This window comes from Mangrovibrevibacter kandeliae (assembly GCF_024519155.1).
GTDB classification, from domain to species: domain Bacteria; phylum Pseudomonadota; class Alphaproteobacteria; order Rhizobiales; family Rhizobiaceae; genus Mangrovibrevibacter; species Mangrovibrevibacter kandeliae.
This window is the reverse complement of record NZ_JANIFJ010000011.1, coordinates 1-26,142: the sequence shown is the minus strand read 5'-3', so window position 1 is coordinate 26,142 and position 26,142 is coordinate 1. Positions and strand designations below refer to the sequence as shown.

At 68.9% G+C, this 26,142-nt stretch carries 24 protein-coding genes; 9 read left to right on the top strand and 15 right to left on the bottom strand.

Features of this window, described 5'->3' with window-relative positions; translation table 11 throughout:
• The first annotated feature begins 121 nt into the window (after window positions 1-121).
• Entirely contained in the window at window positions 122-1,117 is a 996-nt protein-coding gene (locus NPA30_RS19160; RefSeq protein ID WP_256804393.1) for an adenosine kinase, read from the top strand.
• 19 nt (window positions 1,118-1,136) lie between these two features.
• Here NPA30_RS19160 and NPA30_RS19155 read toward each other — a convergent pair whose 3' ends face one another.
• The 3 genes from NPA30_RS19155 to gshB all read right to left on the bottom strand — a co-directional run bounded on the left by NPA30_RS19155 (window position 1,137) and on the right by gshB (window position 4,478).
• On the bottom strand, window positions 1,137-2,669 hold the full coding sequence (locus NPA30_RS19155; protein WP_256804392.1) for a YifB family Mg chelatase-like AAA ATPase: 1,533 nt from the start codon (window positions 2,667-2,669) through the stop codon (window positions 1,137-1,139).
• A gap of 276 nt (window positions 2,670-2,945) precedes the next feature.
• Window positions 2,946-3,434: an SH3 domain-containing protein gene (locus NPA30_RS19150; protein WP_256804391.1), complete on the bottom strand. Its 489-nt coding sequence runs from the start codon at window positions 3,432-3,434 to the stop codon at window positions 2,946-2,948.
• Window positions 3,435-3,524: 90 nt separating this feature from the next.
• Window positions 3,525-4,478 (bottom strand): glutathione synthase, encoded by a 954-nt coding sequence (gene gshB, locus NPA30_RS19145; protein WP_256804390.1) that lies wholly within the window; start codon window positions 4,476-4,478, stop codon window positions 3,525-3,527.
• 178 nt (window positions 4,479-4,656) lie between these two features.
• On the opposite strand from gshB, the gene NPA30_RS19140 reads away from it, so the two are divergent.
• Entirely contained in the window at window positions 4,657-6,432 is a 1,776-nt protein-coding gene (locus tag NPA30_RS19140; protein ID WP_256804389.1) for an SLC13 family permease, read from the top strand.
• Between the two features lie 150 nt (window positions 6,433-6,582).
• Here NPA30_RS19140 and NPA30_RS19135 read toward each other — a convergent pair whose 3' ends face one another.
• The 6 genes from NPA30_RS19135 to rph all read right to left on the bottom strand — a co-directional run bounded on the left by NPA30_RS19135 (window position 6,583) and on the right by rph (window position 12,687).
• Window positions 6,583-8,517: a potassium transporter Kup gene (locus NPA30_RS19135; RefSeq protein ID WP_372338864.1), complete on the bottom strand. Its 1,935-nt coding sequence runs from the start codon at window positions 8,515-8,517 to the stop codon at window positions 6,583-6,585.
• A gap of 275 nt (window positions 8,518-8,792) precedes the next feature.
• On the bottom strand, window positions 8,793-9,173 hold the full coding sequence (locus tag NPA30_RS19130) for a YraN family protein (protein WP_256804387.1): 381 nt from the start codon (window positions 9,171-9,173) through the stop codon (window positions 8,793-8,795).
• Entirely contained in the window at window positions 9,170-10,075 is a 906-nt protein-coding gene (gene rsmI, locus NPA30_RS19125; protein WP_256804386.1) for a 16S rRNA (cytidine(1402)-2'-O)-methyltransferase, read from the bottom strand. The genes NPA30_RS19130 and rsmI overlap by 4 nt, the downstream gene beginning before the upstream one ends.
• Window positions 10,076-10,102: 27 nt before the next feature.
• Complete coding sequence (hemW, locus tag NPA30_RS19120) at window positions 10,103-11,299, bottom strand: radical SAM family heme chaperone HemW (protein WP_256804385.1); 1,197 nt, start codon at window positions 11,297-11,299, stop codon at window positions 10,103-10,105.
• 19 nt (window positions 11,300-11,318) lie between these two features.
• The gene (rdgB, locus tag NPA30_RS19115; RefSeq protein WP_256804384.1) at window positions 11,319-11,963 is read right to left on the bottom strand and encodes an RdgB/HAM1 family non-canonical purine NTP pyrophosphatase; all 645 of its coding nucleotides are present in this window, start codon (window positions 11,961-11,963) and stop codon (window positions 11,319-11,321) included.
• Window positions 11,964-11,970: 7 nt separating this feature from the next.
• Window positions 11,971-12,687: a ribonuclease PH gene (rph, locus tag NPA30_RS19110; protein ID WP_256804383.1), complete on the bottom strand. Its 717-nt coding sequence runs from the start codon at window positions 12,685-12,687 to the stop codon at window positions 11,971-11,973.
• 235 nt (window positions 12,688-12,922) lie between these two features.
• Here rph and hrcA point away from each other — a divergent pair, with 235 nt between their 5' ends.
• On the top strand, window positions 12,923-14,020 hold the full coding sequence (gene hrcA / locus NPA30_RS19105; RefSeq protein ID WP_256804382.1) for a heat-inducible transcriptional repressor HrcA: 1,098 nt from the start codon (window positions 12,923-12,925) through the stop codon (window positions 14,018-14,020).
• A gap of 118 nt (window positions 14,021-14,138) precedes the next feature.
• Complete coding sequence (grpE, locus tag NPA30_RS19100) at window positions 14,139-14,804, top strand: nucleotide exchange factor GrpE (protein WP_256804381.1); 666 nt, start codon at window positions 14,139-14,141, stop codon at window positions 14,802-14,804.
• A 64-nt stretch (window positions 14,805-14,868) separates the two neighbouring features.
• On the opposite strand, the gene NPA30_RS19095 is transcribed toward grpE, so the two are convergent.
• Complete coding sequence (locus tag NPA30_RS19095) at window positions 14,869-15,477, bottom strand: NAD(P)-dependent oxidoreductase (protein WP_256804421.1); 609 nt, start codon at window positions 15,475-15,477, stop codon at window positions 14,869-14,871.
• 97 nt (window positions 15,478-15,574) lie between these two features.
• Between NPA30_RS19095 and NPA30_RS19090 the strand changes: the two genes are divergently transcribed.
• Window positions 15,575-15,943, top strand: coding sequence for a winged helix-turn-helix transcriptional regulator (locus tag NPA30_RS19090; RefSeq protein WP_372338863.1), 369 nt, complete (start codon window positions 15,575-15,577; stop codon window positions 15,941-15,943).
• Between the two features lie 150 nt (window positions 15,944-16,093).
• Here the strand turns inward: NPA30_RS19090 and folD are convergent, their stop codons facing one another.
• A complete protein-coding gene (folD, locus tag NPA30_RS19085) occupies window positions 16,094-16,996 on the bottom strand; it encodes a bifunctional methylenetetrahydrofolate dehydrogenase/methenyltetrahydrofolate cyclohydrolase FolD (RefSeq protein WP_256804380.1) in 903 nt (300 codons plus the stop codon).
• A 204-nt stretch (window positions 16,997-17,200) separates the two neighbouring features.
• On the opposite strand from folD, the gene NPA30_RS19080 reads away from it, so the two are divergent.
• On the top strand, window positions 17,201-17,371 hold the full coding sequence (locus NPA30_RS19080; RefSeq protein WP_256804379.1) for a hypothetical protein: 171 nt from the start codon (window positions 17,201-17,203) through the stop codon (window positions 17,369-17,371).
• A 3-nt stretch (window positions 17,372-17,374) separates the two neighbouring features.
• On the top strand, window positions 17,375-17,770 hold the full coding sequence (locus tag NPA30_RS19075; protein ID WP_256804378.1) for a type II toxin-antitoxin system death-on-curing family toxin: 396 nt from the start codon (window positions 17,375-17,377) through the stop codon (window positions 17,768-17,770).
• 30 nt (window positions 17,771-17,800) lie between these two features.
• Here NPA30_RS19075 and NPA30_RS19070 read toward each other — a convergent pair whose 3' ends face one another.
• The 4 genes from NPA30_RS19070 to NPA30_RS19055 all read right to left on the bottom strand — a co-directional run bounded on the left by NPA30_RS19070 (window position 17,801) and on the right by NPA30_RS19055 (window position 21,249).
• Window positions 17,801-18,349, bottom strand: coding sequence for a winged helix DNA-binding protein (locus NPA30_RS19070; RefSeq protein ID WP_256804377.1), 549 nt, complete (start codon window positions 18,347-18,349; stop codon window positions 17,801-17,803).
• 3 nt (window positions 18,350-18,352) lie between these two features.
• Window positions 18,353-19,660, bottom strand: a complete 1,308-nt coding sequence (locus NPA30_RS19065; protein ID WP_256804376.1) for a TRAP transporter large permease — start codon at window positions 19,658-19,660, stop codon at window positions 18,353-18,355.
• A complete protein-coding gene (locus tag NPA30_RS19060; protein ID WP_256804375.1) occupies window positions 19,660-20,196 on the bottom strand; it encodes a TRAP transporter small permease in 537 nt (178 codons plus the stop codon). Before NPA30_RS19060 ends, NPA30_RS19065 begins: the two co-directional genes overlap by 1 nt.
• Before the next feature lie 84 nt (window positions 20,197-20,280).
• Complete coding sequence (locus NPA30_RS19055) at window positions 20,281-21,249, bottom strand: TRAP transporter substrate-binding protein (RefSeq protein WP_256804374.1); 969 nt, start codon at window positions 21,247-21,249, stop codon at window positions 20,281-20,283.
• A gap of 131 nt (window positions 21,250-21,380) precedes the next feature.
• Between NPA30_RS19055 and NPA30_RS19050 the strand changes: the two genes are divergently transcribed.
• Window positions 21,381-25,049: a hydantoinase B/oxoprolinase family protein gene (locus tag NPA30_RS19050; RefSeq protein ID WP_256804373.1), complete on the top strand. Its 3,669-nt coding sequence runs from the start codon at window positions 21,381-21,383 to the stop codon at window positions 25,047-25,049.
• Between the two features lie 126 nt (window positions 25,050-25,175).
• Window positions 25,176-26,142: cache domain-containing protein (locus tag NPA30_RS19045; protein WP_256804372.1), on the top strand; the 967-nt coding region annotated here is incomplete at its 3' end.

Genomic DNA, 26,142 nt, shown 5'->3' with positions numbered 1-26,142 from the left:
TCCCTCCTACGACATCGAGATGGGGAGACCGCGCGATCGCGGCAATGGCCAAATGCCTCGCCGCTGGCCTTTGCCGGCCATGCGATCTAAACCCGGACCAGTGCGGCAACCGGGATGCTCCATGACCGACTTCGACCTCCTGACGATCGGAAACGCGATCGTCGACATCATCGCCCAGACCGACGACGCCTTCCTCGCCCGGGAGGCGGTGCAAAAGGGCGGCATGACGCTGATCGACGCCGAGCGCGCCGAACACCTCTACGGCGCGATGGGCCCCGCCATCGAGACCTCCGGCGGCAGCGCGGGCAACACCGCCGCCGGCTTCGCCAGCCTCGGCGGCCGTTGCGCCTATTTCGGCAAGGTGGCCGACGACCAGCTCGGCGTCGTCTTCCGCCATGACATCCGTGCGCTCGGCGTTCATTACGAGACCACGCCCCTCGATGGCGTTCCACCGACGGCCCGCTGCATGATCCTGGTCACGCCGGACGGCGAGCGCTCCATGTCCACCTATCTCGGCGCCTGCGTCGAGCTCGGTCCGGAGGATATCGACGCGGCCGTCGTGGCCGCCGCGAAGGTCACCTATTTCGAGGGCTACCTCTGGGACCCGCCGCGCGCCAAGGAGGCGATCCGCAAGGCGGCCGAGATCGCTCATGCGAGCGGTCGCGAGGTGGCGATGACGCTGTCCGACAGCTTCTGCGTCCACCGCTGGCGTGCCGAGTTCCTCGAGCTCATGCGCTCGGGCACGGTCGACATCGTCTTTGCCAACGAGGCCGAGGCGATGGCGCTCTATGAGACCGACGATTTCGAGACCGCCGTCGCCAGCCTCGCCGCCGACACCCGTGGCCTCGCCGCGGTGACGCGCAGCGAGAAGGGCTGCGTGATCGTCGACAAGTCGGGCCGCGTCGACGTTCCCGCGATTGATGTGGCGGCAGTCGTCGACACCACCGGCGCCGGCGATCTCTTCGCAGCCGGGTTCCTGCGCGGGTACACCGGCGGGCTCGACCGCGAGGCGAGCGCGCGCCTCGGCGTCATCGCCGCCGGCCACATCATCGCCCAGATCGGACCGCGGCCGCAGCGGCCTCTGGCGGATCTGCCGGAGGTGCGCTCGATCCTCTGACGCAAGCGAGCCGGATGTCTCAGGCGGCCGCCTGCAGCCGCTCGCCGACGATGCGATAGGAGATCGCCTCGGCGAGGTGGATGCGCCGGACCGTCTCCTCGCCCTCCAGATCGGCCAGCGTTCGCGCGACCTTCAGGATGCGGTGATAGGCCCGCGCCGAGAACCGCATCTGTTCGGCGGCGTCCCGCAGCAATCGAGCACCGGCCTCGTCGGGCGCGGCGATGGTTTCGATCAGGGCGGCCGAAGCCTGCGCGTTCACCGTCGCCGCCGGCAGGCCCATCGCCTGGAACCGCTCTGCCTGCAGGCCGCGCGCCCGCTCGACGCGCTGTTTCACCACCGCCGACGGTTCCGCCGGGTTGGGGCGGATCATGTCGGCGGCCGACACTGCCGGCACGTCGACCCGGATGTCGATCCGGTCCATCAGGGGAGCCGAGATCCGGCTCTGATACTCGCCGGCACAGCGCGGCCCGCGGGCGCAGCTGTGACCGGGCTCCCCCGCCATGCCGCAGCGGCAGGGGTTCATGGCCGCGATCAGCTGGAACTTGGCGGGATAGGTCACCCGGTGATTGGCCCGCGCGATCACGCTTTCCCCGCTCTCCAGCGGCTGGCGCAGCGAATCGAGGACCACCGGCGAGAACTCCGGAAACTCGTCGAGAAACAGGATGCCGCGGTGGGCGAGCGAGACCTCGCCGGGCCGTGCCCGCAGCCCGCCACCCACCATCGCGGCCATCGAGGCAGAGTGATGCGGCGCACGGAACGGCCGGCGGTCCGAAAGCCTGCCGCCCGCCAGCTCGCCGGCGATCGAGGCGACCATCGAGACCTCCAGGAGCTCGCGCGCACCGAGCGCCGGCAGGATCGAGGGCAGGCGCTGGGCGAGCATCGACTTGCCGGAGCCAGGGGGCCCCACCATCAGGAGATTGTGGCCGCCGGCTGCCGCGATTTCGAGTGCGCGCTTGGCGACGATCTGCCCCTTGATCTCCGCGAGGTCCGGCAACTGGTCGGGCGCCGCACGCACCGCCGGCTCCGGGCGCGACATCACCTGCGTGCCGCGAAAGTGGTTGGCGATCTGGATCAGGCTGCGCGGCGCGAGGATGGGCATGTCCCCGCTGGCCCAGGCAGCCTCCGAGCCACAATCGGCGGGGCAGATCAGCCCGAGCTCCTGCGCGTTGGCGCCCATCGCTGCGGGCAGGGCGCCTGCAACCGCAGTGATCGTCCCGTCCAGCGACAGCTCGCCGAGCACCATGTAGTCTGCGAGAGCGTCGCCTGGCACGGCGCCGAGCGCCGCCATCAGGCCAAGCGCGATCGGCAGGTCGTAGTGACTGCCCTCCTTCGGCAGGTCGGCCGGCGCGAGGTTGACCGTCACCTTCTTCGGCGGCATCGACAGGCCGGAGGCATGCAGCGCCGCCTGCACCCGCTCCCGGCTCTCCGCCACCGCCTTGTCCGGCAGCCCGACGATGTGCATGCCGACCTTGCCGGGCGCGACCATCACCTGCACGTCGACCGGGATCGCCTCGACCCCCTGGAACGCGACCGTACGAACACGTGCAACCATGCCAGCCTCACGACGAGCGAGCCTCTCGGCGACCACAACCGGAACGTTCGTAAGGCTATCGCGCTGTTCGGATCAAATCAAGAACAATGAACGAACAAACGCGCGCTTTCGCGATTCGCAGCAGCGGACTCGCTTCTGCTTCTGTGTAAATAGGTGAGACTAGCTAGTCTGGCCTCCGCAGAGGACGCTCGCTTGCATGCCCGAGGCCGCGCGATGCAAAAAGGCGCGCCGGCTGGCGCGCCCTCTCTCTTTTTCGGATGTCGCGCCCTCGCTCGATCAGTAGCGCGGACCCCGGTAGTCGTCGCCATGATGCCGGCGCCAACGCGGATCGGGCCCGCGATGTCCGTCGCCGTAACCGCCACGATCATGGCCCCAGCGATCCCAGCGGTCGCGATCGCGGTAGAAGCTGCGGCCGCGATAGTACCGGCCCCAGTAGTTGCCGACCGAGAAGGTGACGATCGGTGCGGACGCGACGACGCGCGGACCGGTGTAGCGACGGCCACGATCGAAGTAGGCGAGATAGTCCGAAGACATCCAGCCGCGGATGCCGCCATAGGACACGTCGCACCAGCTGCGCTGCTCGAGGCAGCCATAGACGCGCACATTGTCGCCCGAGGGGACGACGTCGACCGCGGGGTATCCCGTCGAGGGGCCGGCGCGCAGGTTGACGTCCGTGGTGGCGATGGCCACGGCCTGGGCCGAGGCGGTGCCGGCGAGGCCGAGGGTGCCGATCATCAACGCCGCACCCAGTAAGGTCTTGTACATGTTCAGCTCCTTGGCTTCGTATGAGCCCGATGCCGCCCGTTAAAGCAGGTCTCTCCCGAATGGTTCCGGAACGGGACGTTCATCGCTGGTTCAGCCGCGCCCGGCTGCGACCTTGTCCTCGACGCTGTCCCAGAACAGGGCCGCGATGTCGGTGCCGCCGAAGCGGGCGACCTCCCGGATGCCGGTCGGCGAGGTCACGTTGATCTCGGTGAGGTAGCCGCCGATGACGTCGATGCCGACGAGGATCAGCCCCTGCCGCTTGAGCTCCGGCCCGATGCGCTCGCAGATTTCCCGCTCGCGCTCGGTCAGCTCCGTCGGCTCGGCGCGCCCACCGACATGCATGTTCGACCGCGCGTCGGTCTCGGCGGGCACGCGGTTGATTGCGCCGGCAAAGGCGCCGTCGATCAGGATGATCCGCTTGTCGCCCTTGCGCACGTCGGAGAGATAGCGCTGGACGATGAAGGGTTCGCGCGAGAGCCGCTCGAACACCTCGAGGAACGACGTGAGGTTGCGGTCCTCGCGCGTGAGGTGGAAGACGCCGGCGCCGCCGTTGCCGTAGAGCGGCTTCAGGACGATCTCGCCGAACTCGGCGCGGAAGGCCGCCACCTCCTGCGGGTCCTTGGTGATCAGCGTCTCGGGCATCAGATCCGGAAACTCGGTGACGAAGATCTTCTCCGGCGCGTTGCGCACGGAGGCCGGATCGTTGACGACCAAGGTCTTCGGATGAACCCGGTCGAGGATGTGGGTGGCGGTGATGTAGGCCATGTCGAAGGGCGGGTCCTGGCGGAGCAGGATGACGCCCATCGAGGCGAGGTCGGTTCGCTCGGGCGCGCCGAGGGTGAAGTGCTTGCCTGCCTCGTCGCGCAGTTCCAGCGGTTCGATCCGTGCGGTGGCGCGCCCGTCGCGCAGCGACAGCCGGTCGGGCGTGTAGTGGAACAGCGCGTGCCCGCGCCGTTGCGCCTCCAGCCCGAGCGCGAAGGTGGTGTCGCCCTTGATGGTGATCGAGGACACGTGATCCATCTGGATCGCGACATTGAGGCCCATGCGTCACTCCTGTGGTGAAGGCTCGTCTCCTGAGGCGGTAGCGGCTCGCCTCGCGGAAGGCAATTCACGACGCCGTCCGCGCGCCGCTCCGGCCGGCCGACGATAATTTCGCTGGCGCGAGAGAACGTAAGCTGCGCAAGAGCGTTCGTCAGCGTCGCGTCCGAGAGGGTCCTCACCTGTGACATCCGAACAGATTGCCGCCTTCTCCGTGATCGGCCTGATGATGGTCGCCTTCATCTGGGAGCGCTTCCGCTACGACGTCGTCGCCGTGGTGGCGCTGCTGGCCGCCGTCGCGGTCGGAATCGTGCCCTTCGACCACGCCTTCGAGGGCTTCAGCGACGACATCGTCATCATCGTCGGGAGCGCCCTGCTCGTCAGCGCCGCCGTCGCCCGGTCGGGAATCATGGAGGTGGCGATCCAGCGCTATGCGCCGAACGTCTCGTCGGTGCGCGGGCAGCTGGCGCTTCTGGTGATCACCGTGACGGTTCTGTCGGCCTTCGTGAAGAACATCGGCGCGTTGGCGATCATGATGCCCATCGCGTTCCAGTTCGCCCGCCGCTCGGGTGTCTCACCCTCCCGCTTCCTGATGCCGATGTCCTTCGGCTCGCTGCTCGGCGGCCTGATGACGCAGATCGGCACCTCGCCGAACATCATCGTCTCGCGGCTGCGCGGCGAGCTGACCGGCACGCCGTTCACGATGTTCGACTTCACCCCGGTCGGCGCGGCGCTCTCGCTGTTCGGGATCCTGTTCCTCGTCGTCGCCTATCGCCTGCTGCCCGAGCGCAACCGCCAGACGGCCTCGATGAACGAGGCGATCGACATCAAGAACTACCTCACCGAGGCGCGCGTGGTCGAGGATTCGGAGGCCGCCGACATGACCGTGCGCGAGCTTGCCAAGACGGCAAGCGGCGAAGCGATGGTGACCGGCATCATCCGCGGCGAGACACGGCGGGTGACCCCGCTCCCCGACGTCACCATCAAGGCCGGTGACGTGCTCTTGATCGAAGGCAATCCGGAGGCCCTCGACCGGCTGGTGGCGCAGGGCGGGCTGCAGCTCTCCAAGGACCGGCGGCCGTCGAGCCAGGACACCTCGGCCGAGATCGGAGCCATCGAGGCCGTCGTCGCGCAGAGTTCCAGCCTCACCGGGTTGTCGGCGCAGCGGCTCGGCCTCTACCACCGCTGGGGCGTCAACCTTCTCGCCATCAGCCGCCGCGGCCAGCGCTTCACCGAACGACTCGGCGACGTGACGATCCAGCCCGGCGACGTGATCGTGCTGCAGGGCGACCTCAAGCGCCTGCCGGATATCCTGCGCCAGCTCGGCGCCCTGCCGCTCGCCGAGCGCTCGCTGCGCCTCGGCAGCGTGCGGCGCGGGCTGATCCCGATCGCGGTGCTGGCGCTCGCGATGGGCACCACCGCCTTCGGGCTCATGCCGGTGCAGATCGCCTTCTTCGCCGCGGCCGTCGCGATGGTGCTGTTCAAGATCATCCCGCTGCGGGAAGTCTACGATGCGCTGGACGGGCCGATCCTGGTGATGCTCGCCGCGCTGATCCCGGTGTCGGATTCGCTGCGCACGACCGGCGGCACCGAGCTGATCGCCAGTGGCCTCGAGGGCCTGGCGCAGGTGCTGCCGTCCTATGCCGCGCTCGGGCTGATCCTGGTCGTCGCGATGGCCGTGACGCCGTTTCTCAACAACGCCGCCACGGTGCTGGTGATGGCGCCGATCGCCGCGAGCTTCGCCGGTGGTCTCGGCTACCGGCCGGAGGCGTTCCTGATGGCGGTCGCGATCGGGGCCGGAAGCGACTTCCTGACCCCCATTGGCCATCAGTGCAACACGCTGGTGATGGGGCCGGGCGGGTACAGGTTCGGCGACTACTGGAAGCTCGGACTGCCGCTGTCGATCCTGGTGATCCTCGTCAGCGTGCCGATGCTGATGCTGGTCTGGCCGTTGCACTGACCGGCTGCCTGCTTCGGGCCGCCTCGGCAGGCCGCCCTTTTCCGCCGCAGCGGGGGCGCCCCGGCATCAAGCGTCGGACCGGATCGGCCCGACGCAACTTCGGGCCTGGGAGCTTCACCCTGTCCAGAACGGCACATCCGATCTGCCGGATCAGACCGTGAACTGCTGCCCCAACTCGACGACGCGATTGGTCGGCAGGCTGTAGAAGTTCGAGGCATCGGCCGCCGACTTCGCCATGCCGATGTACAGGTAGTCCTGCCAGAGCGGCATGCCCGCATGCTTCGAGGCGCGGAAGGAGCGGCGGCTGAGGAAGAACGAGGTCGACATGATCTCGAACTTCAGCCCCTTCTTCTTGGCGAGCGCCAGCGCCTTCGGCACGTTCGGCTCTTCCATGTAGCCGAAGGTCAACAGCACCCGCACGAAGGAGTCCGGCAGCTGCTCGATCATGATCCGGTCGTCGTCCGGTACCCGTGGCACGTCGGCGACGCTGATCGTCAGGATGACGTTCTGCTCGTGCAGAACGCCGTTGTGCTTGAGGTTGTGGAGCAGCGAACTCGGCGCGATGGTCGCGTCGGAGGTGAGAAAGACGGCGGTGCCCTTGGCGCGCAGCGGCTTCGACTTGCAGAGCATGGCCGCAAGGGCGTCGAGCTCGATGCTCTCGCGCTTGGATTTGCCGTAGACGATGGCCGTGCCCTGGATCCACGTCCACATCAGGAGCGACAGGAGCGCGGCGATGCCGAGCGGCACGAAGCCGCCGTCCAGCACCTTCAGGAGGTTGGAGGCCAGGAACACCAGTTCGAGCGCGATCAGCGGGGTGATGATCGCAGCGACGAGGGCCACCGGCCACTTCCAGACCCGCCAGAAGACGAGGAAGGCGAGGGTGGAGGTCACCACCATGTCGCCGGTCACCGCGATGCCGTAGGCGTTGGCGAGACGACCGGAGCTTTCGAACGTCCAGACCAGCACCATCACGCCGACGAAGAGCATCAGGTTGGCGCGCGGAATGAAGATCTGGCCGAACTGCTCTTCCGAGGTGTGGCGGATCTCGAGCCGCGGGATCAGACCGAGCTGGATCGCCTGTTGGGTGACGGAGAAGGCGCCGGTGATGACCGCTTGGCTCGCGATGATGGTGGCGACGGTGGCCAGGATCACGAGGGGCAGCAGCGCCCAGGTCGGGGCCATCAGGAAGAACGGGTTCTCGAGCGCCGAAGGGCGCGACAGCAGAAAGGCGCCCTGGCCGAGGTAGTTCAGCGCCAGCGCGGGAAAGACGACGAGGCTCCAGGCGAAGCGGATCGGCAGACGCCCGAAGTGGCCCATGTCGGCATACAGCGCCTCCGCCCCCGTGACGGCCAGGAAGACCGAGCCGAGGATGATCAGCGCTATGAACCCGTGCCGATAGATGAAGCCGATCGCCGACCAGGGATTGAAGGCGTACAGGATGTCCGGACGGTCGCCGATGTGGGAAATGCCGAGCACCGCCATCACCAGGAACCAGACGAGCGTGATCGGCCCGAAGAAGCGGGCGATGTGCCCGGTGCCGCGCGACTGGACGAGGAACAGCGAGACCAGGATGACGGTGGTGATCGGCAGCACCCAGGCATCGAGGCCGGGCGTGACGAGCTTTAGACCCTCGACGGCCGAAAGCACCGAGATGGCCGGCGTGATCACCGCGTCCCCGTAGAAGAGCGAAGCTCCGACGACGCCGATGACGAGCAGGAACGTCCGTCGGCCGAGCGCCTTCTGCGCCAAGGCCAGCAGCGACAGCGTGCCGCCTTCGCCGTTGTTGTCGGCACGCAGGATCAGGACGACGTACTTCAGGGTGACGATCAGCGTCAGCGTCCACAGGAGCAGGGACACGACGCCGATGATCTCGGATTCCGACAGCCCGTCGCCGGCAGCATGCATCAGCGCTTCGCGAAGGGCATAGAGGGGGCTGGTTCCGATGTCGCCGTAGACGACGCCGATGGAGCCGATCACGAGCGGCCAAAAGCCGGTCGAGGTTTTCTCGTGGCCAGCTTCGGCCTGCGAGGATGCTGCCAGAACAGCCAAAGTCACCTCCGGGAGCGCCGCACGCGAGGGCGCCATGATCCTACATACGCTGCGTCCCGTCCCGGCGCTGTGATAGCGCTCGATCCGGTGCCGGACGACGACGGCCCATCACTGCCGCGCCGCACCAAGGGCGCGCTCCTATGCGCCAGCCACTCGTGACATGCAATGCTTCCGCCGGAGGACTTCACGGTTTGGTAAGCATTGCAGAGAACCGGCACAGGGTAATCCGGGTCGCGGCGCAAGGGTTGCAGCAGCGTCCAAGTTTTGCGCTGACGATGCGGCGTTTCGGCGCATTCAACCGGCGCGGGCGGTCAGCGGGCCTGCCACGCGTCCTTCACATGCACCGGCCAACGGCCGGGAAGGATGGCCATCAGGTCGAAGCGGATCGACAGATGGGCATGGTCGGGCTGGCGTGCAAGCCAGAGGTCGGCGGCCGCCTCGATGCGCCGCTGCGCCAGCGGGCCGACGGCGTCCATCGCCTCCATCAGCGTCGGGCGAGCCTTCACCTCGACGATGGCGACAAGGTCTCCGCGACGCGCGATGAGGTCGATCTCGCCGAGCCTGGTGCGGAAGCGCCGTGCGACGATGCGGTAGAGCTTGAGGCGCAGCGCGAGGGCCGCGAGCCGCTCGCCCCGATGTCCCTTGCGGAAGCGGTGGCGACGCTCCTCGACGCCTGACGCGCGCGGCGTCATCCGGCGGACTTGAAGTCGAGGGCGCGGCGATAGAGGTCGCGGCGGGGCAGGCCGGTGAGACGGGCCGCCTCCTGGGCGGCCTGCGCCGGCTTCATCTCGGCGAGGAGGCCGCGCAGGATGGCGTCCGCATCAGCCGGCGCACTCGCTTCGGCGGCCGGCGCCGGTGCGACACAGACGACGATCTCGCCGCGCACCCGTTCCGCCTCGGCGAACTCCGTGGCGAGCACGGCGAGGGTGCCCCGGTAGGTGGTCTCGTAGGCCTTGGTGAGTTCCCGCGACACCGCCGCCTTTCGATCCCCGCCGACCACGGCCGCCATGTCGGCGAGACTCTCGGCAATCCGGTGCGGCGCCTCGTAGAGGATCAGCGTTCCGGGGATGCGCGCCAGCTCCTCCAGGCGCGCGCGCCGCGCGCCCTGCTTCTGCGGCAGGAAGCCGGCGAAGAAGAAGGCGTCGGAGGGCAGGCCCGAGACCTGCAGCGCCGACAGGAGGGCCGAGGCGCCGGGTACCGGCACGACGGGGATGCCGCGCTCGATCGCGGCACCGACCAGGCGGAACCCGGGGTCCGAGACCAGCGGCGTGCCGGCATCGGAGACCAGTGCGACGCTGCGGCCAGCCTCAAGGTCGGCAAGCAGCGCGTCGCCCGCCTCCTCGGCGTTGTGCTCGTGGTAGGCGGTCGCCCGCCGCTCGATGCCGAAGCGCTGCAGGAGCTTGGCGGTGACGCGGGTGTCCTCGCAGGCGAGCCGGTCAGCCCCGGCGATCAACTCGAGTGCCCGCAGGGTGATGTCGCCAAGATTGCCGATCGGGGTCGCGACGAGATAAAGCGCCGGCTCCGGACGAGGGGCGGTGAAGCTCGCCTGCGCGATCCGGTAGTGACTTGAGGCATTCGCGTCGTCGTCGCTCATGCGGCAAGGATCGGCCCGCGGTGCCGATCAGGCAAGATCGGCGACCACCGCATCGAGCACCAGCATGCCGGCGGGCGTGGCGCGGAGCCGGTCCGGTCCCAGCCGCTCGACCATGCCGTGGGCGCACAGATCGGCTTCGCTGCGCGCGTCGATGTCGCGCCCGGTCAGTTCGCGCCAGCGCTTGAGGTCGATGCCCTCGGCAAGGCGCAGGCCCATCAGCAGGAGCTCGTCGGCCTCCTCGACGGCCGTCAGCGGTTCGTCGGCGACGATGCCGCTGTCCCAGTCCTCGACCATCTTCAGCCAGGTCTCGGGATGCCGCTCGGTGGCGATCGCGTGGCGACCCGTGCGGCCCTGCAGCCGGCCGTGCGCGCCGGGGCCGACGCCGGCATAGAGGCCGTAGCGCCAGTAGGTGAGGTTGTGGCGCGACTCGGCGCCGGGCACCGCGTGGTTGGATATCTCGTAGGCCGGCAGGCCGCGGGCGGCGGTCAGCGCCTGCGTTGCCTCGTAGAGCGCGGCCGAGGTCTCGCCGTCCGGAACCGGCAGCTTGCCCGCCTTGTGGAGCGCAAAGAAGGGCGTGCCCTCCTCGATGGTCAGCTGGTAGAGCGACAGATGGTCCGCGGCGAGATCGATCGCCCGGTTCAGCTCGTCTTCCCAGGCCTCGACCGTCTGCCCCGGCCGGGCATAGATCAGGTCGAAGGAGAGGCGCGGGAAGGTGGCGCGAGCGAGCTCGACGGCCTCGAGCGCCTGGGCGACGTCGTGCAGCCGGCCGAGCCGCTTCAGGTCCGCGTCGTCCAGTGCCTGCACGCCGAGCGAGACCCGGTTGACGCCGGCGGCGCGATAGCCGCGGAAGCGCTCGGCCTCGACGCTGGAGGGGTTGGCCTCCATGGTGATTTCGGCGTCGGGCGCGACCGTCCAGTTGGCCGCGATGGCCTCCAGGATCGCCGCAACGGTCTCCGGCCGCATCAGCGACGGCGTGCCGCCGCCGAGGAAGATCGAGGTCACCCGCTCGCCGCGCGAGCGCGCGGCCATCACCGCAAGCTCGCGCCGGAAGGCCGCGACGTAGCGCTCCTGGTCCACCGGCTCGTGCCGGACGTGGCTGTTGAAGTCGCAATAGGGGCACTTGGCCGCGCAGAACGGCCAGTGGACATAGACGCCGAAGCCCGGCTCGCGTGCGACCGGCGGGAAGGGCAGGAGCAGCGAGGGCGCCGGCTGGTACATGTTCATGCGAGCCCCTTCATCTTCATCAGACCCCGAGCGCTTCCTCGGCGAAGAGCTTGAAGGCCCGCGCCCGATGCGACAGCGCGGTCGGCTGCCCGGGCGTCCAGCCATGCTTGTCCGCCGACATCATCTCGCCGAAGGTCTTCTCCATGCCGTCCGGCAGGAAGATCGGGTCGTAGCCGAAGCCGAGCGTGCCGCGCGGCGGCCAGACGATCCCGCCCTCGACCTCGCCGCGGAACTCGCGCGTGCGCCCGTCCGGCCAGGCAAGGCAGAGCACGGCGACGAAGCGGCCGCGGCGGTCCTCCGGCTGGGTGGCGCCCTTCGCCTGCAGCTTCTCCTCGATGTTGCGCATGGCCATCGCGAAGTCCTTCTTCGGACCGGCCCAGCGCGCCGAGTAGATGCCGGGATCGCCGCCGAGCGCGTCGACGCACAGACCCGAATCGTCCGACAGCGCCACGAGGTTCGCCGCCGTCGCCGAGGCGAGCGCCTTCAGCCGGGCGTTCTCCTCGAAGCTCGACCCGGTTTCCTCCGGCTCGGGCAGGCCCAGCGCGTCCGCCGACGTCACCTCGAAGCCGAAGGGGCCGAGAAGCTCGCGAATCTCCCAGATCTTGCCGCGGTTGTGGCTGGCGACGAGGAGCGGGCCGTCCTTCGGGTCGAGGAGGTTGGGCATCGCGATGTCAGCCGATCGCGCTCTTCTGCATCTCGACGAGCCGGGCGATCCCGGTCCGTGCGAGCTGCATCAGCGCCAGGAACTCGGCCTCGCTGAACGGCGCACCCTCGGCGGTGCCCTGCACCTCGACGATCGCGCCGCTGCCGGTCATCACGAAATTGGCGTCGGTCTCCGCCGCACTGTCCTCGATGTAGTCGAGGTCGAGCACCGGCTCGCCCCTGGCGATGCCGCAGGAGATCGCCGCGACGTGATCCTTCAGCACCGCCTCGCGCTTGACCATGCCGCGCTCCGCCATCCAGCCGAGGCAGTCATGGAGCGCCACCCAGGCGCCGGTGATCGAGGCGGTGCGGGTGCCGCCGTCGGCCTGCACGACGTCGCAGTCGAGGGTGATCTGGCGCTCGCCGAGCGTCTGAAGGTCGACGACCGCGCGCAGCGAGCGGCCGATCAGGCGCTGGATCTCCTGCGTGCGACCCGACTGCTTGCCGGTCGCCGCCTCGCGGCGCATCCGGTCGCCGGTGGCGCGCGGCAGCATGCCGTATTCAGCGGTCACCCAGCCGCGGCCGGTGTTCTTCAGCCAGCCCGGCACCTTCTCCTCCAGGCTCGCCGTGCACAGGACGTGCGTGTCGCCGAACTTCACCAGGCAGGAGCCCTCGGCATGGCGTGACACGCCGCGTTCGAGGCTGACGGTGCGAAGTTCGTCGCTGGCGCGTTTGGAGGGGCGCATGAAAATCCTGTGTTCGTCGAGACCGGTGATTGGCCGGTTCTAGACGCCGTGGCGAAGCGGCGCAAAGGATTTCCTTAACACGCGTTAACGCGTTGCACCCCACGCGCTCCAGCATCGGTTCGCGAACTTGACCGAAGCTGTCCAGCGCACCCGAATGCGGCCGAACCGCCGTCGGCACCTTGGCGCGGCGGGCGATCCTCAATATATTTCAGCGGCAAGCGAGGACGCCGTGGGCATGTACGACTTCAGGCTGCCGGTCGAGTTTCCGGGGCCGCTGCACGAGCGGTCGCGGGAGATATTCCGGCTGATCGTCGAGAGCTATCTGGAGATCGGCGAGCCGGTCGGCTCGCGCTCGCTCTCGCGCATGCTGTCGACGGCGCTGTCGCCGGCCTCGGTGCGCAACGTGATGAGCGACCTCGAGGCGCTCGGCCTGATCTACGCGCCGCACGTCAGTGCCGGCCGGGTGCCGACCGAGCTCGGCCTGCGCTTCTTCGTCGATGCCTTTCTCGAGGTCGGGGACATCGCGCAGAAGGAGCGCGAGGAGATCGAGGAGACGGTGCGCTCGCTCGGCGACCACCGGTCCTACGATTCGCTGCTGACCGAGGCGAGCCAGATGCTCTCCGGCCTGTCTCGGGGTGCCGGTCTCGTGCTGACCTCGAAGTCCGACCTTCGCCTGAAGCACATCGAGTTCATCCGCCTCGAGCCGCAGAAGGCGCTGGCGATTCTCGTCGGCGCGAACGGCGACGTCGAGAACCGCGTCGTCGATCTGCCGGCGGGCGTCACCGCCTCGCAGCTCGTCGAAGCAGGCAACTTCCTCAACGCCCATGTCGTCGGCCGCACGCTCGGCGAGGCGCGCGAGCACATGCGGGCGCTGCAGGCGGAGACGACGCTGGCGCTCGACCAGCTGTCGCGCGAGCTCGTCGAGCAGGGGCTTGCCGTCTGGTCCGGCGCGAGCGAGGACCAGCCGTCGCGCCTGATCGTGCGCGGCCGGGCGAACCTGATCGAGAACCTCAGCGCCAGCGACGACGTCGAGCGGCTCCGCCACCTCTTCGACGATCTCGAATCGAAGCGCGGCATCATCGAGCTCCTCGATCTCGCGGAGAGCGGCTCGGGCGTGCGGATCTTCATCGGCTCGGAGAACAAGCTGTTCAGTCTCTCCGGCTCGTCGCTCGTCATTGCGCCCTATCGGGACGGCGAGGAGCGGGTGATCGGCGCGGTCGGCGTCATCGGGCCGACACGGCTGAACTACCGGCGGATCGTGCCGATGGTGGACTACACCGCCCGGCTGGTGTCGCGGCTGCTGCGGTCCGGCGGGGCGGCCGTCCGGGCTTGATTTCTGCGCGTCGGCAATCGATATGCCGCTGCGAAATCATTCCTTCCCCGAGGCGGATGGCGGCTGGCGCGTGCCGGTCGTTGCCGCCCGAACCGGCAGCGACGGAGTTCCCCGACCGATGACGAGCGAGACCGAGAAGCACATCGAGCCCGAGGCGGACGAGGCGCTCGACGCCGAGCAGGCCTTCACGGACGCCGATGGCGCGGCGGAGGGCGCGAGCGGCTTCGCGGCCAATGAGGACTTGCAGTCGGCGGCCGATGCCGAGCGGATGGCGGCTCTCGAAGCCGAGAATGCCGACGTCAAGGACCGCATGCTGAGGCTTGCCGCCGAAATGGAGAACCTGCGCCGGCGGACCGAGCGCGAGATCAAGGACGCGCGCACCTATGCCGTGACGAGTTTCGCGCGCGAGATGCTGTCGGTGACCGACAACCTGCGCCGGGCGATCGATGCGGTGCCGGACGAGGCCCGGGCGAGCGGCGAGAACGGCCTGACGGCGCTGATCGAGGGCGTCGAGGTGACCGAGCGCGGCATGCTCGCCTCGCTCGAGAAGTTCGGCGTGAAGCGGCTCGAGCCGGAAGGCCAGCGCTTTGACGCGAACTTCCACCAGGCGATGTTCGAGGTGCCGAACCCGGACGTGCCGAACGGCACCGTCGTCCAGGTCGTGCAGGCCGGCTATGCCATCGGCGACCGCGTGCTGCGGCCGGCGCTGGTGGGCGTGTCGAAGGGCGGCCCGAAGCAGGCCGCAGAGCCGAAGCCGGCGGAGGCCGCGGGCGACGCCGGCTGAGCGGGCGGCATTGCCGACGGACCCAAATGGCGGGCAGTGCCCGCCATTTTCGTTTGCGCCGTCGTCAGTAGCCGACGGTGAAGCGCTCGCGCACGTGCGCCGGACTCTCGATCTCGTCCGCCAGCGCCACCGCATAGTCTTCATAGGAAATCGAACTGCCGCCCGCGTGCGTCAGAAGCTGGTCGCCGCCCAAGCGGAACCGACCCGTCCGCTCGCCCGCCGAGAGCACCGCGGAAGGCGACAGGAACGTCCATTCGACGTCGGCCTGCTGACGGAGCGCGTCGAGGACGCGCGATCCGGCTGCCGCCTCGGACTTGTACGCCTCGGGAAAGTCGGGCGTGTCGATCAGCTTCACGCCCGGTGCGACCTCGAGGCTGCCGGCGCCGCCGACCACGAGGTAGCGGCGCACCCCCGAGATGCGCACGGCCCGGATGAGGGACTGTGGTTCCTGGTCAAGGAACCGCAAGGCGGATACGACGGCATCGTGCCCGGCGATGAGGCCCGCCAGATGCGCAGGATCGGCGGCATCGCCGGCGACCGCCGTCACGCCCGGCAGGGAGGGGATGGCCTCGACGCGGCGGGCGATCGCCGTGACCGCGTGGTGGCGATCGGACAGTTCCTTCAGGATGCGGCTGCCGACATTGCCGCTGGCACCGACGAGAGCGATCTTCATCTTCATACCCCTGGTTTCTGATGGGTACCAGATGTCGTCTTGCAGTCCTGGTGTAAAGAAGGCACTACGACCCCACCTGGTCACCGCGGAGGAACCGATGCTGTGCACTCCGAACGCCTATGCTTCCGATTGTCCGACGCGGGTCGTGCTCGATCGCGTGGCCGACAAGTGGACGGTGCTGATTCTCGGCCTCCTGTCGCGCGGGCCGCTGCGCTTCAACCAGCTGCGCCGTGCGATCGAGGGCCTGTCGCAGAAGATGCTGTCGCAGACGCTGAAAGGGCTCCAGCGCGACGGCCTCGTCGCGCGGCGGATCGAGGCGACGGTGCCGGTCACGGTGGAGTACCGGCTCACCCCGCTCGGGCGGACGCTGATCGACCCGGTGGACGCGCTTCGCATTTGGGCGGAGACGCATATCGATGCCGTGCGGGCCGCACAGGCCGCCTATGACGAGGCCGAGACGGCTTGATGACCGGGGCCGGTAGCCGTCGCGGTACGCGCTCCGCGGGCGGCGCGACACAGGCGAGCCGCGTCACTCGCGGTCCGGCCGCGCGATGGTCAGACCGTCCGTCAGCTTGACGACGAGGACGCCAGCGCACGCTGCTGGCAAGGCGTTCCGTCAGAACCGCGGCGCCGGGCGTCCGGTCGCGCGGCAGGCGGCTTTCACGGTGTTTGCCATCAGCATCGCGATGGTCATCGGCCCGACGCCGCCCGGCACCGGCGTGATCGCGCTGGCGACCTCCGCGGCCGCCGCGTAGGCGACGTCGCCGACGAGCCTCGTCTTGCCGTTGCCGCGCTCCGGCGCATCGACCCGGTTGATGCCGACGTCGATCACCACAGCGCCGGGCTTGATCCAGTCAGCTTGAACCATCTCCGGCCGCCCAACCGCGGCGACGAGGATGTCCGCCGCGCGGCAGACCGCCGGAAGGTCGGCGGTGCGCGAATGGGCCATCGTCACCGTCGCGTTGGCGGCGAGCAGGAGATGGGCCATCGGCTTGCCGACGAGGTTCGAGCGGCCGAGCACCACGGCGGTCCTGCCCGAGAGATCGTCCCCCATCACCCGCCGCAGCAGCACCATGCAGCCGGCCGGCGTGCAGGGCACGAAGGCGTCGGCGAGCGCGCCGGAGGCGAGTCGCCCGGCATTGACCACCGTCAGGCCGTCGACGTCCTTGTCCGGGTCGATCGCCGCGACCACGCGCTGCGGGTCGAGGTGTCCCGGCAGGGGCAGCTGCTGCAGGATGCCGTGGATCGCCGGATCCGCGTTGAGCTGGCCGATGAGCGCCAGGAGATCGGCCTCAAGGGTTTCGGCCGGCAGGCGGTGGGTCACCGAATGGAAGCCGCAGGCCTCGGCCGTCCGTCCCTTGCTCCCGACATAGACCTGGCTCGCCGGATCCTCGCCGACGAGGACGACGGCGAGCCCCGGCCGTACGCCGGTCTCGGCCTCCAGCGCGCGGGCCGCCTGCGTGACCTCGTCCAACACGGCGGTCGAGACGGCCTTGCCGTCGATGCGGGTGGCGGGCATGATGGGCGCTCCTCCAGACGTGACCCGATGGGCCTGCTCAGCCCCTTAGCCTCAGCGGGGGACCGATAGCCAGCGCGTTTTGTCATGCACTGGCGAAAGCCGATGGCGCTGGATTGCTTGCACGAGAGCGACACCGCGCCTCGACCGACGCGGCGGGCGGCGGACGAGAGCCCAGCGATCGCGACCTCAGTGGGAGATGGAACGATGGAAGAAAGCGAAAAGAAGCCCTCCGGTGGTGCCTATGAGGCGGAGCCCGGCAGCGCGTCGGGCCCGCCCAAGGGCGGATCGGCGAGCGCCAAGACCCTCGATGTGTCGCGGGCGTCCGACTACGTCATGCGAAAGCGTGAGAGTGCGCTGCGGGAGCTGGCGAAATAGCCGGTGGGCGAACCGCTCTGGCTCGGACCCGAGGATCTTGACCGCTTGCATGGAGCGCTGATCGAATTGCACGGTGGCGCTCCGGGCGTGCGTGACACGAACGCCGCCCAATCAGCCCTCGCGCGACCGAAGCATCTGCGACTGTATTCGCCTGGCTGCGATCTCGCCGACCTTGCCGCTTCACTCGCCTACGGGCTCGCGATGAACCACGCCTACATGGACGGCAACAAGCGCATCTCACTCGCGGCCTGCGAAACCTTCCTCGTCATCAACGGCTTTGAGCTCGACTTGTCCAATGAGGAAGCCGTCGCCGTCTGGCTGGGCTTGGCGGCAGGTCAGATCAGCGAGCGGCAGCTTGCCGCAATGCTGCGCGATCGCATCGTGCGGATTGCGGACTGAACGGACCGATCTCGCAGGCCGTCACGCCCCTCACAAACTCGCTGCGGTGCGCGCCGCCTGGTCGTAGTGGCCGGAGAGGACGCGCAGCAGCGCGGCGAGGTTCGACATTGCCTCCGGCGACAGGCCGAGCTCCTGCACCGCCTCGACGAGCACCGCCTCGCGCAGATCGCGGTAGCGGCCGCAGGCGGTGGCGCCGGCCGACGTGATCGACACCAGCCGCTCCTTGCCGGCCTTCTCGCGGGCGACGAGCTTGCGCGCCTCGAGCTTCTTCACCGCATAGGAGACGAGATGGGTGTCCTCGATGCCGAGGACGAGGCAGATGTCGGCGAGGCGCTTGGCCCGGCCGCGATGGTTGACGTTGTGGAGGACGAGGATCTCGGTCGGCGTCAGGCCGGGCGCGCCGGCGGCCGTCATGCAGCGGACCATCCAGCGCTCGAAGGCGTGCTGGGACAGGATCATCCCGAACTCGACCTCGGAAAGCTGCGGAAAGGCGCCATCGGCGAGATGGGCCGAGGAGACGATCGGGCCGAGGCTCGCGGTGCGGCTGACCTGCGTCGGCGCGGCGGGCTTGCGGGCCATGGCTCAGCCGCCCGAGAACATCGTCTGCGGCAGATAGAGCGCGAGGCCCGGGAAGAGCGCGAGCAGCACCACCATCAGGACGAGGATCAGGAAGAAGGGCGCAGTGGCGGCCGCGATCCTGAACATGTTCTGGCCGGTCAGGCCCTGGATGACGAAGAGGTTGAACCCAACGGGCGGCGTGATCTGCGCCATCTCCACGACGATCACGAGATAGATGCCGAACCAGACGAGGTCGAAGCCGGCCTGCTGCACCAGCGGCATGATGACGGAGGTGGTCAGCACCACCATCGAGATGCCGTCGAGGAAGCAGCCGAGGATCATGAAGAAGAGCGTCAGCGCGGCCAGCAGACCGAGCGGCGACAGGCCGAGCGAGCCGATCCAGGCGGCGAGCTCCCGCGGCAGGCCGGTGAAGCCCATCGCCGTGGTGACCACGGCGGCGCCCGCGAGGATCAGCGCGATCATGCAGGAGGCATGCGTGGCGCCGATCAGCGAGCTCTTGAACTCGGCGAAGGAGAGGCCGCCCTGGGCCTTGGCGATGACGAGGCTGATCAGGACGCCGATCACGGCGGCCTCGGTCGGGGAGGCGAGGCCGCCATAGATCGAGCCGATGACGCCGGCGATGAGGAGCACCACCGGCAGCAGCCGGCGCAGCGCCTTGAACCCGCCTTCGCCGTCCAGCCGGTCGGCCTCCGTCGGCACCAGCGAGGGCTTCAGCGTCGCGGCGAGGGCGACATAGGCCATGAACAGGAGGGCCAGCAGGATGCCCGGCACGATGCCGGCGATGAACAGCCGGGCGATCGATTCCTCCACCGCCGCGCCGTAGACGATGAGGATGATCGAGGGCGGGATCAGGAGGCCGAGCGTGCCCGAGCCGGCGAGCGAGCCGATGGCGATACGCTCGTCGTAGCCGCGGGCCTTCAGCTCGGGCAGCGAGATCTTGCCGATCGTCTGCGTGGTGGCGGCCGAAGAGCCGGAAACGGCCGCGAAGATCGCGCAGCCGACGACGTTGACGTGCACCAGCCGGCCGGGCAGGCGCCGCATCAGCGGCGAGAGGCCGGCGAACATGTCCTCCGACAGGCGCGAGCGGAACAGGATCTCGCCCATCCAGATGAACATCGGCAGCGCCGTCAGGTCCCAGGAGGTGGAGGCCGACCAGAAGGAGTTGGCGAGGATCTGCGCGTCGGGCAGCGCCGGGCGCGAGAGGAGGGCGGCAAGTGCGGTCACGGTGAGGGCGAGCGCCACCCAGAGGCCGGAGGCGAGGGCGCCGAACAGGACGACGACGACGAGGAGCGAGAGGGCGAAGATGCTCATCAGATGGTGCTGCCCGCGGCGAGGTGGCGCGCCCGCCCGGTGAAGCCGAGCACCGACTCCTCCAGGAGCGCGATGGCAAAGACGAGGAGGCCGACCGCCATGGCGGCCTGCGGCAGAGCGAGCGGCACCTGCACCATGCCGTAGGAGACGTCGCCGTGGCTGAAGCTCTTCCAGCCGTAGGCCGCGAGCGCCCAGGCGGCGAAGCCGGCGATCGCGGCGCCGAGGAGCGCGACCACGCCCTCGAGCAGCATGCGGGCGCGCATCGGCAGGCGTTCGGCGAGGAGGTTGACCCGGATGTGGACGTTGGCCGCCAGCGTGTCGGCGAGGCCGAGAAAGGTGGCGGCCGCGAGCAGGTAGCCCGAGATCTCGGCGAGCGAAGGCACGATGAAGCCCGTCGCCGGCAGACCTGCGGACCGCAGGCCCCAATCGATCAGCCGCGCGCCGATCTGCAGCGCGACGAGACCGAGGATCGTGACGAGGCAAAGGGCGGCGAGCCAGGCCGTCAGCCTGTAGAGCACCGCGAGCGAACGGCCCATTCCGAGATCTCCGGGCGGAGGTGAGAGTGAAGGCGTGGAGAAGAGCAGCGCGGCCGGACCTTGCGGGGTCCGGCCGCCGGGCTGTTACTTCTGGTAGGCGTCGATGATCGCCGCGCCGTCTTCGCCGGCGGAGGCCTTCCAGGCGGCGGTCAGGTCCTCGCCGATGTCGGTGAAGCCCGTCTTCAGCGCGTCGGACGGCTCCTCGACCTTGATGCCGTTGTCCTTGAGAAGCTGCGTGGTGCGCTTGGTCTCCTCCTTCGAGGCCTCCCAACCGCGCGTCTCGGCGGTGGCTGCGGCGTCCATGACGGCCTTCTGGTCGGCCTCGGACAGCGCGTCGAAGGCGTCCTGGCTGACGATCACCATGTTGCGCGGCAGCCAGGCCTGCAGGTCGTAGTAGTTCGACAGGAAGTCCCAGGCCTTGGAGTCGACACCCGTGGAGGGCGAGGTCATCATCGCCTCGACGCGGCCGGTCGAGAAGGCGGTCGGGATGTCCGAGGCCTCGATCTGGGTGGGGATCATGCCGGCCTTCGACGCGATCGCTTCGGTGCCCTTGTTGTAGGCACGGAAGGTCAGCCCCTTGAGGTCTGACATCTGCGAGACGTCCTTCTTGGCGTAGAGGCCCTGCGGTGGCCACGGCACGGAGTAGAGAAGCTTCAGCCCCTCCTTCGCCAGCACCTTCTCCATCACCGGCTTCTGCGCGTCGTAGAGCTTCTTGGCCGCGTCGTAGCTCGTCGCCAGGAACGGCACGGAATCGACGCCCCAGATCGGGTTCTCGTTCTCGAGGCGCGAGACGAGCAGCTCGCCGATCGGCACGATGCCGTCGCGCACCGAGCTCTTGATGTCCGGGTGCTTGATCAACGACTGGTTCGGATGGAGCGTGATGACGAGATCGCCGCCGGTCTTCTCCTTCACTTCGTCGACGAAGGCCATGTCGTTCTTGGTGTGGAAATTGCCTTCCGGATAGGGGGTCGGCATGTCCCAGGTGGTCTCGGCGAGGGCGGCGGTCGGCAGTGCGACGGCGGCGGCGAGGAGAAGTGTCGACAGATGCTTCATGCGGGTTGGCCTCCGAGCGGAAGGGGATCACGCAAGAAAGACTTCCACGAAAATTTGCATACGTCAAACACGCTGATAAGATGTCGATAAATCATTGACGATCTGGTCAAGACGTAGGCGGAGAGATGAAAATGCAGGCAGCGCGCTGGGACTTCTGGATCGACCGCGGCGGCACGTTCACCGACATCATCGGCCGCGATCCGCAGGGTGCTCTGCATGCCCGCAAGCTTCTGTCGGAAAATCCAGGCGTCTATGACGACGCGGCCCTGCAGGGCATCCGCGATCTCCTCGGCGTCGGCATCAGTGCCGCCATTCCCTCGGGACGCGTCGGAACCGTGCGCATGGGCACCACGGTCGCGACCAACGCGCTGCTGGAGCGCAAGGGCGACCGCACGCTGCTGCTGATCACCGGGGGCTTCCGCGACGCGCTGCGGATCGCCTACCAGGCGCGGCCGGACATCTTCGCCAAGGAGATCATCCTGCCCGAGCAGCTCTACGAGCGCGTGGCGGAGGTGCCGGAGCGGGTGCTCGCCGACGGCACGGTCGAGCTCGACTTCGACGACGCCGCGGCCCGGGCGGCGCTCGACGAAGCCCGGGCCGACGGCATCGATGCCGTCGCGATCGTCTTCATGCACGCCTGGCGCTACCCGGAGCACGAGCGGCGCGCCAAAGCGCTCGCCGAGGCCGCCGGCTTCTCGCAGATCTCGGTCAGCCACGAGGTCTCGCCGCTGGTGAAGCTCGTCGGGCGCGGCGACACGACGGTGGTCGACGCCTACCTGACGCCGATCCTGTCGCGCTATGTCAGCCGTGTCGCCACCGCACTCGGCGCGAGCGCCGAGGACGAAGCGGCACCCTCGCTGCAGTTCATGATGTCGTCGGGCGGCCTGACCGCGGCCGAGCTCTTTCAGGGCAAGGACGCGATCCTCTCCGGTCCGGCCGGCGGCGTCGTCGGCATGGCCGAGACGGCGCGGCGCGCCGGTTTCGACAGGGTGATCGGCTTCGACATGGGCGGCACGTCCACCGACGTCACGCACTATGCCGGCGCCTACGAACGCGCACTCGATTCGGAGGTCGCGGGCGTGCGCATCCGCGCGCCGATGCTGCGCATCCACACCGTCGCTGCGGGCGGCGGCTCGATCCTCCACCTGGACCAGGGCCGTTTCCAGGTCGGTCCGGATTCGGCCGGCGCGCATCCGGGTCCGGCCGCCTACGGCAAGGGCGGCCCGCTCACCGTCACCGACGCCAACGTCATGCTCGGCAAGTTGCAGCCGGCGCTGTTCCCGGCCGTCTTCGGCCCGAACCAGGACCAGCCGCTCGACGCTGGGGTGGTGCGCCAAAAGTTTGAAGCGCTGGCCGCCGAGATGGGCGACGGCCGTTCGCCGGAGGCCGCCGCCGAGGGCTTCCTCACCATCGCCGTCGAGAACATGGCGAATGCGGTGAAGAAGATCTCGGTCCAGCGCGGCTACGACGTGACGCGCTACCTCCTCAACTCGTTCGGCGGCGCCGGCGGCCAGCACGCCTGCCTCGTCGCCGACGCGCTCGGCATGGAGACGGTGCTGATCCATCCGATGTCCGGCCTGCTGTCGGCCTATGGCATCGGCCTGTCCTCGCTCTTCGCCGCGCGCAGCCAGGCGCTGGTCGTCCCGCTCGAGGCTGGCTCGCTCGGCGCGATCGAGGCACTGGCGGACGACCTCTCGGGGCAGGCCCGAAGCGAACTCGCCGGTCAGGGGCTTGCGTCCGAGGCCGTCGATACGGCGGTCCTCCTGCAGCTGCGCTACGACGGCACGGACACGACGCTTCCCGTCGCCCATGACGGCGATCTCGCCGGTGCGCGCACGCGCTTCGAGGCGGCGCACAGGGCGCAGTTCGGCTTCACATACGAGAACCGCCCGATCGTCGTCGAGACGGTGTCGGTCGAGGCGAGCGAGCGCCGGTCGATCGACGAGGGGCCGGCGCGTGCTGCCGTGGCCTCGCAGGATGCGGCGCCCGGCGAGCGCGGCGCCTTCTTCTCCGGCGGGGCGCGGCGCGAGGCCGGGATCTTCCACCGGAGGGACATCCGGCCGGGCGCGCGCATCGCCGGCCCGGCCCTCGTCATCGAGCCGAACCAGACGATCGTGGTCGAGCCGGGCTGGGGCGCCGAACTGACGGGCGGCGACGACATCCTCCTGCGCCGCACGCAGAAGCTCGAGCGGCACGCCGCGCTCGGCACCGCCGGCAAGGGCGAGGGCGCGGGCGGCGCCGATCCGGTGCTGCTCGAGGTGTTCAACAACCTCTTCATGTCGATCGCCGAGCAGATGGGGGTGACGCTGCAGAACACGGCGTCCTCGGTGAACATCAAGGAGCGGCTGGACTTTTCCTGCGCGGTCTTCGACGCCTCCGGCGCGCTGATCGCCAATGCACCGCACATGCCCGTCCATCTCGGCTCGATGGACCGGTCGGTGGAGACCGTGATCGCGCTGAACGAGGGGCGCATCCGCCCCGGCGACGTCTTCGCGCTGAATGCGCCCTACAACGGCGGCACGCACCTGCCGGACATCACGGTGGTGACGCCGGTGTTCGAGGACGCCGCGCATACCGATCCCTCGCCCCGCCTTCTCTTCTTCGTCGCCTCGCGCGGGCACCATGCCGACGTCGGCGGCATTGCGCCGGGCTCGATGACGCCGCGCGCCACCAAGGTCGACGAGGAGGGCGTCCTCATCGACAACCTCCGGCTCGTCGACGGCGGCGTCTTCCAGGAGGCGGCACTGCGCCGCGTCCTCACCGACCATCCCTATCCCGCGCGCAACCCGGAGCAGAACATCGCCGACCTCAAGGCGCAGATTGCCGCCAACGAGAAGGGTGTCGCCGAGCTGCGGCGGATGGTGGAGAATTTCGGTCTACCGACCGTCGAAGCCTATATGGGCTTCGTGCAGGACAACGCCGCGGAGGCGGTGCGCGAGCTGATCGGGCGGCTCGACGACTGCGCCTACGACTATCCGACCGACAGCGGCCAGGTGATCAGGGTGAAGGTCACCGTGGATCGCGACAAGCGGGAAGCGACCGTCGACTTCACCGGCACCTCGGCGATGATGGCGAACAACTTCAACGCGCCCGAGCCGGTGACGCGCGCTGCGGTGCTCTACGTCTTCCGGGTGATGGTCGAGAAGCCGATCCCGATGAATGCCGGGTGCCTGCGGCCGGTCCGGATCGTGGTGCCGGAAGGCTCGATGCTGAAGCCGCACTACCCGGCAGCGGTGGTCGCCGGCAATGTCGAGACCTCGCAGCACGTCACCAACGCGCTCTTCGGGGCCTTCGGCGCGCTCGCCAACTCGCAGGGCACGATGAACAACCTCACCTTCGGCGACGCGACCTACCAGTATTACGAGACCATCTGCTCGGGGTCGCCGGCCGGTCGGATGAACGACGGGCGCGCCTTCGCCGGCACCTCCGGCGTGCACGTCCACATGACCAACTCCCGGCTCACCGACCCGGAGATCCTGGAGATGCGCTATCCGGTAATGCTGGAGGACTTCCACGTCCGCTCCGGCTCGGGCGGCAAAGGCACAACGCGTGGCGGCGATGGCACCCGGCGGACCATCCGCTTCCTGCGGCAGATGGACTGCGCGATCCTGTCCTCCCATCGCACCCTGCCGCCGCGCGGGGTTGCGGGCGGGGCGGACGGCCAACTCGGGCGAACCGAGGTCCGCCGGCTGGACGGGCGGATCGAGACGCTCGCCGGCTGCGACCAGACCGTGCTCGAGGCGGGGGAGGCGGTGGTCGTGGTCACGCCGACGCCAGGCGGCTACGGCGCCGCCGGCTGAGCGCGTTGGCGAATCGTTAGGCTTGCCGAAGTCCTTACGCGGGCCGGGAGGGGCCGGAAAGAAAATCGCAAGTCTTCTTTGGTCTTGTTTCCTTCGAAAACGCCGAAGAGCGGAAACGAGGAAACAATGCTGGGAAGACTGACGATTTCGGGCAAGCTCGGACTTTTGGTGGCGCTTGCCATCGCCGTCTGCATGACGGTGTCGGCCGTCCAGCTCCTCGCGGAGCGCAGCCTGGTGCGCGAGCAGCGCGAAGCCCTCCTCAAGGCGCAGGTCGACGCCGCGGTGTCCATTGTCGACGGCTTCGTCGATCTCGCCAGGAGCGGCGAGGTCACCGAGGCGGAGGCCAAGAAGCGTGCCGGCGATGCACTGCGCTCCATCCGTTACGGCAACAAGGACTATTTCTTCGTCACCGACTTCACCGGCACGATGGTGGTCCATCCGACGGCGGCCTTGGTCGGGCAGAACCTCTGGAACAAGGCCGATCCCAACGGCTTCATGCTGTTCCAGGCGCTCATCGCGCGCGCCAAGGAAGGCGGTGGCTTCACGTCCTATCTCTGGCCGCGCAATGCCAACGAGACCCCGGTGCCCAAGCTCAGCTACTCGGCGGCCGTGCCGGACTGGGGCTGGTCGATCGGCACCGGCGTCTACATCGACGATCTCGACGCGATCTTCTGGGCGCAGGTGTGGCGCTCGCTGCTCTGGTCGGTTCCGCTGCTGGTCCTGCTGTGCGTCTGCGCCTGGCCGCTGACGCGCAGCATCACGACTCCGCTGCGCCGTCTGGCCGACAGCATGCGCCGTCTGGCTGAAGGCGACCGTGGCATCGACGTTCCGTATCTCGGCAAGAACGGCGTGACCGGCGAGATGGCGGGCGCGGTGGAGAGCTTCAAGCAGGCGGCGATCCGGCAGGACCGGCTGGAGGCCGAAGCCAAGGCGGCGCGCGAGGCGCAGGTCGCCGAACGCGAGCGGCAGATGGCGGCCGAGCAGGCCAAGGCCGAGGAGCTGAAGGGGTTCGTACACGACATCGAGGCCGGCTTCGAGCGGCTGGCGGAGGGTGACCTGACGGTGCGCATGGAGCGGCCGGTGGCCGAAGAGT

Excerpts from the sequence above, each read along its gene's own strand:
- NPA30_RS19050 (WP_256804373.1), top strand. The coding sequence starts at position 21,381 with ATGCAGGCAGCGCGCTGGGACTTCTGGATCGACCGCGGCGGCACGTTC.
- grpE (WP_256804381.1), top strand. The coding sequence starts at position 14,139 with ATGACGAGCGAGACCGAGAAGCACATCGAGCCCGAGGCGGACGAGGCG.
- rsmI (WP_256804386.1), bottom strand. The coding sequence starts at position 10,075 with ATGAGCGACGACGACGCGAATGCCTCAAGTCACTACCGGATCGCGCAG.
- rph (WP_256804383.1), bottom strand. The coding sequence starts at position 12,687 with ATGCGCCCCTCCAAACGCGCCAGCGACGAACTTCGCACCGTCAGCCTC.
- NPA30_RS19090 (WP_372338863.1), top strand. The coding sequence starts at position 15,575 with ATGCTGTGCACTCCGAACGCCTATGCTTCCGATTGTCCGACGCGGGTC.
- NPA30_RS19080 (WP_256804379.1), top strand. The coding sequence starts at position 17,201 with ATGGAAGAAAGCGAAAAGAAGCCCTCCGGTGGTGCCTATGAGGCGGAG.
- folD (WP_256804380.1), bottom strand. The coding sequence starts at position 16,996 with ATGCCCGCCACCCGCATCGACGGCAAGGCCGTCTCGACCGCCGTGTTG.
- NPA30_RS19160 (WP_256804393.1), top strand. The coding sequence starts at position 122 with ATGACCGACTTCGACCTCCTGACGATCGGAAACGCGATCGTCGACATC.
- NPA30_RS19095 (WP_256804421.1), bottom strand. The coding sequence starts at position 15,477 with ATGAAGATCGCTCTCGTCGGTGCCAGCGGCAATGTCGGCAGCCGCATC.
- NPA30_RS19070 (WP_256804377.1), bottom strand. The coding sequence starts at position 18,349 with ATGGCCCGCAAGCCCGCCGCGCCGACGCAGGTCAGCCGCACCGCGAGC.
- NPA30_RS19065 (WP_256804376.1), bottom strand. The coding sequence starts at position 19,660 with ATGAGCATCTTCGCCCTCTCGCTCCTCGTCGTCGTCGTCCTGTTCGGC.
- gshB (WP_256804390.1), bottom strand. The coding sequence starts at position 4,478 with ATGGGCCTCAATGTCGCGATCCAGATGGATCACGTGTCCTCGATCACC.
- NPA30_RS19135 (WP_372338864.1), bottom strand. The coding sequence starts at position 8,517 with ATGGCGCCCTCGCGTGCGGCGCTCCCGGAGGTGACTTTGGCTGTTCTG.
- hrcA (WP_256804382.1), top strand. The coding sequence starts at position 12,923 with ATGTACGACTTCAGGCTGCCGGTCGAGTTTCCGGGGCCGCTGCACGAG.
- NPA30_RS19155 (WP_256804392.1), bottom strand. The coding sequence starts at position 2,669 with ATGGTTGCACGTGTTCGTACGGTCGCGTTCCAGGGGGTCGAGGCGATC.
- NPA30_RS19060 (WP_256804375.1), bottom strand. The coding sequence starts at position 20,196 with ATGGGCCGTTCGCTCGCGGTGCTCTACAGGCTGACGGCCTGGCTCGCC.
- NPA30_RS19130 (WP_256804387.1), bottom strand. The coding sequence starts at position 9,173 with ATGACGCCGCGCGCGTCAGGCGTCGAGGAGCGTCGCCACCGCTTCCGC.
- hemW (WP_256804385.1), bottom strand. The coding sequence starts at position 11,299 with ATGAACATGTACCAGCCGGCGCCCTCGCTGCTCCTGCCCTTCCCGCCG.
- NPA30_RS19055 (WP_256804374.1), bottom strand. The coding sequence starts at position 21,249 with ATGAAGCATCTGTCGACACTTCTCCTCGCCGCCGCCGTCGCACTGCCG.
- rdgB (WP_256804384.1), bottom strand. The coding sequence starts at position 11,963 with ATGCCCAACCTCCTCGACCCGAAGGACGGCCCGCTCCTCGTCGCCAGC.
- NPA30_RS19150 (WP_256804391.1), bottom strand. The coding sequence starts at position 3,434 with ATGTACAAGACCTTACTGGGTGCGGCGTTGATGATCGGCACCCTCGGC.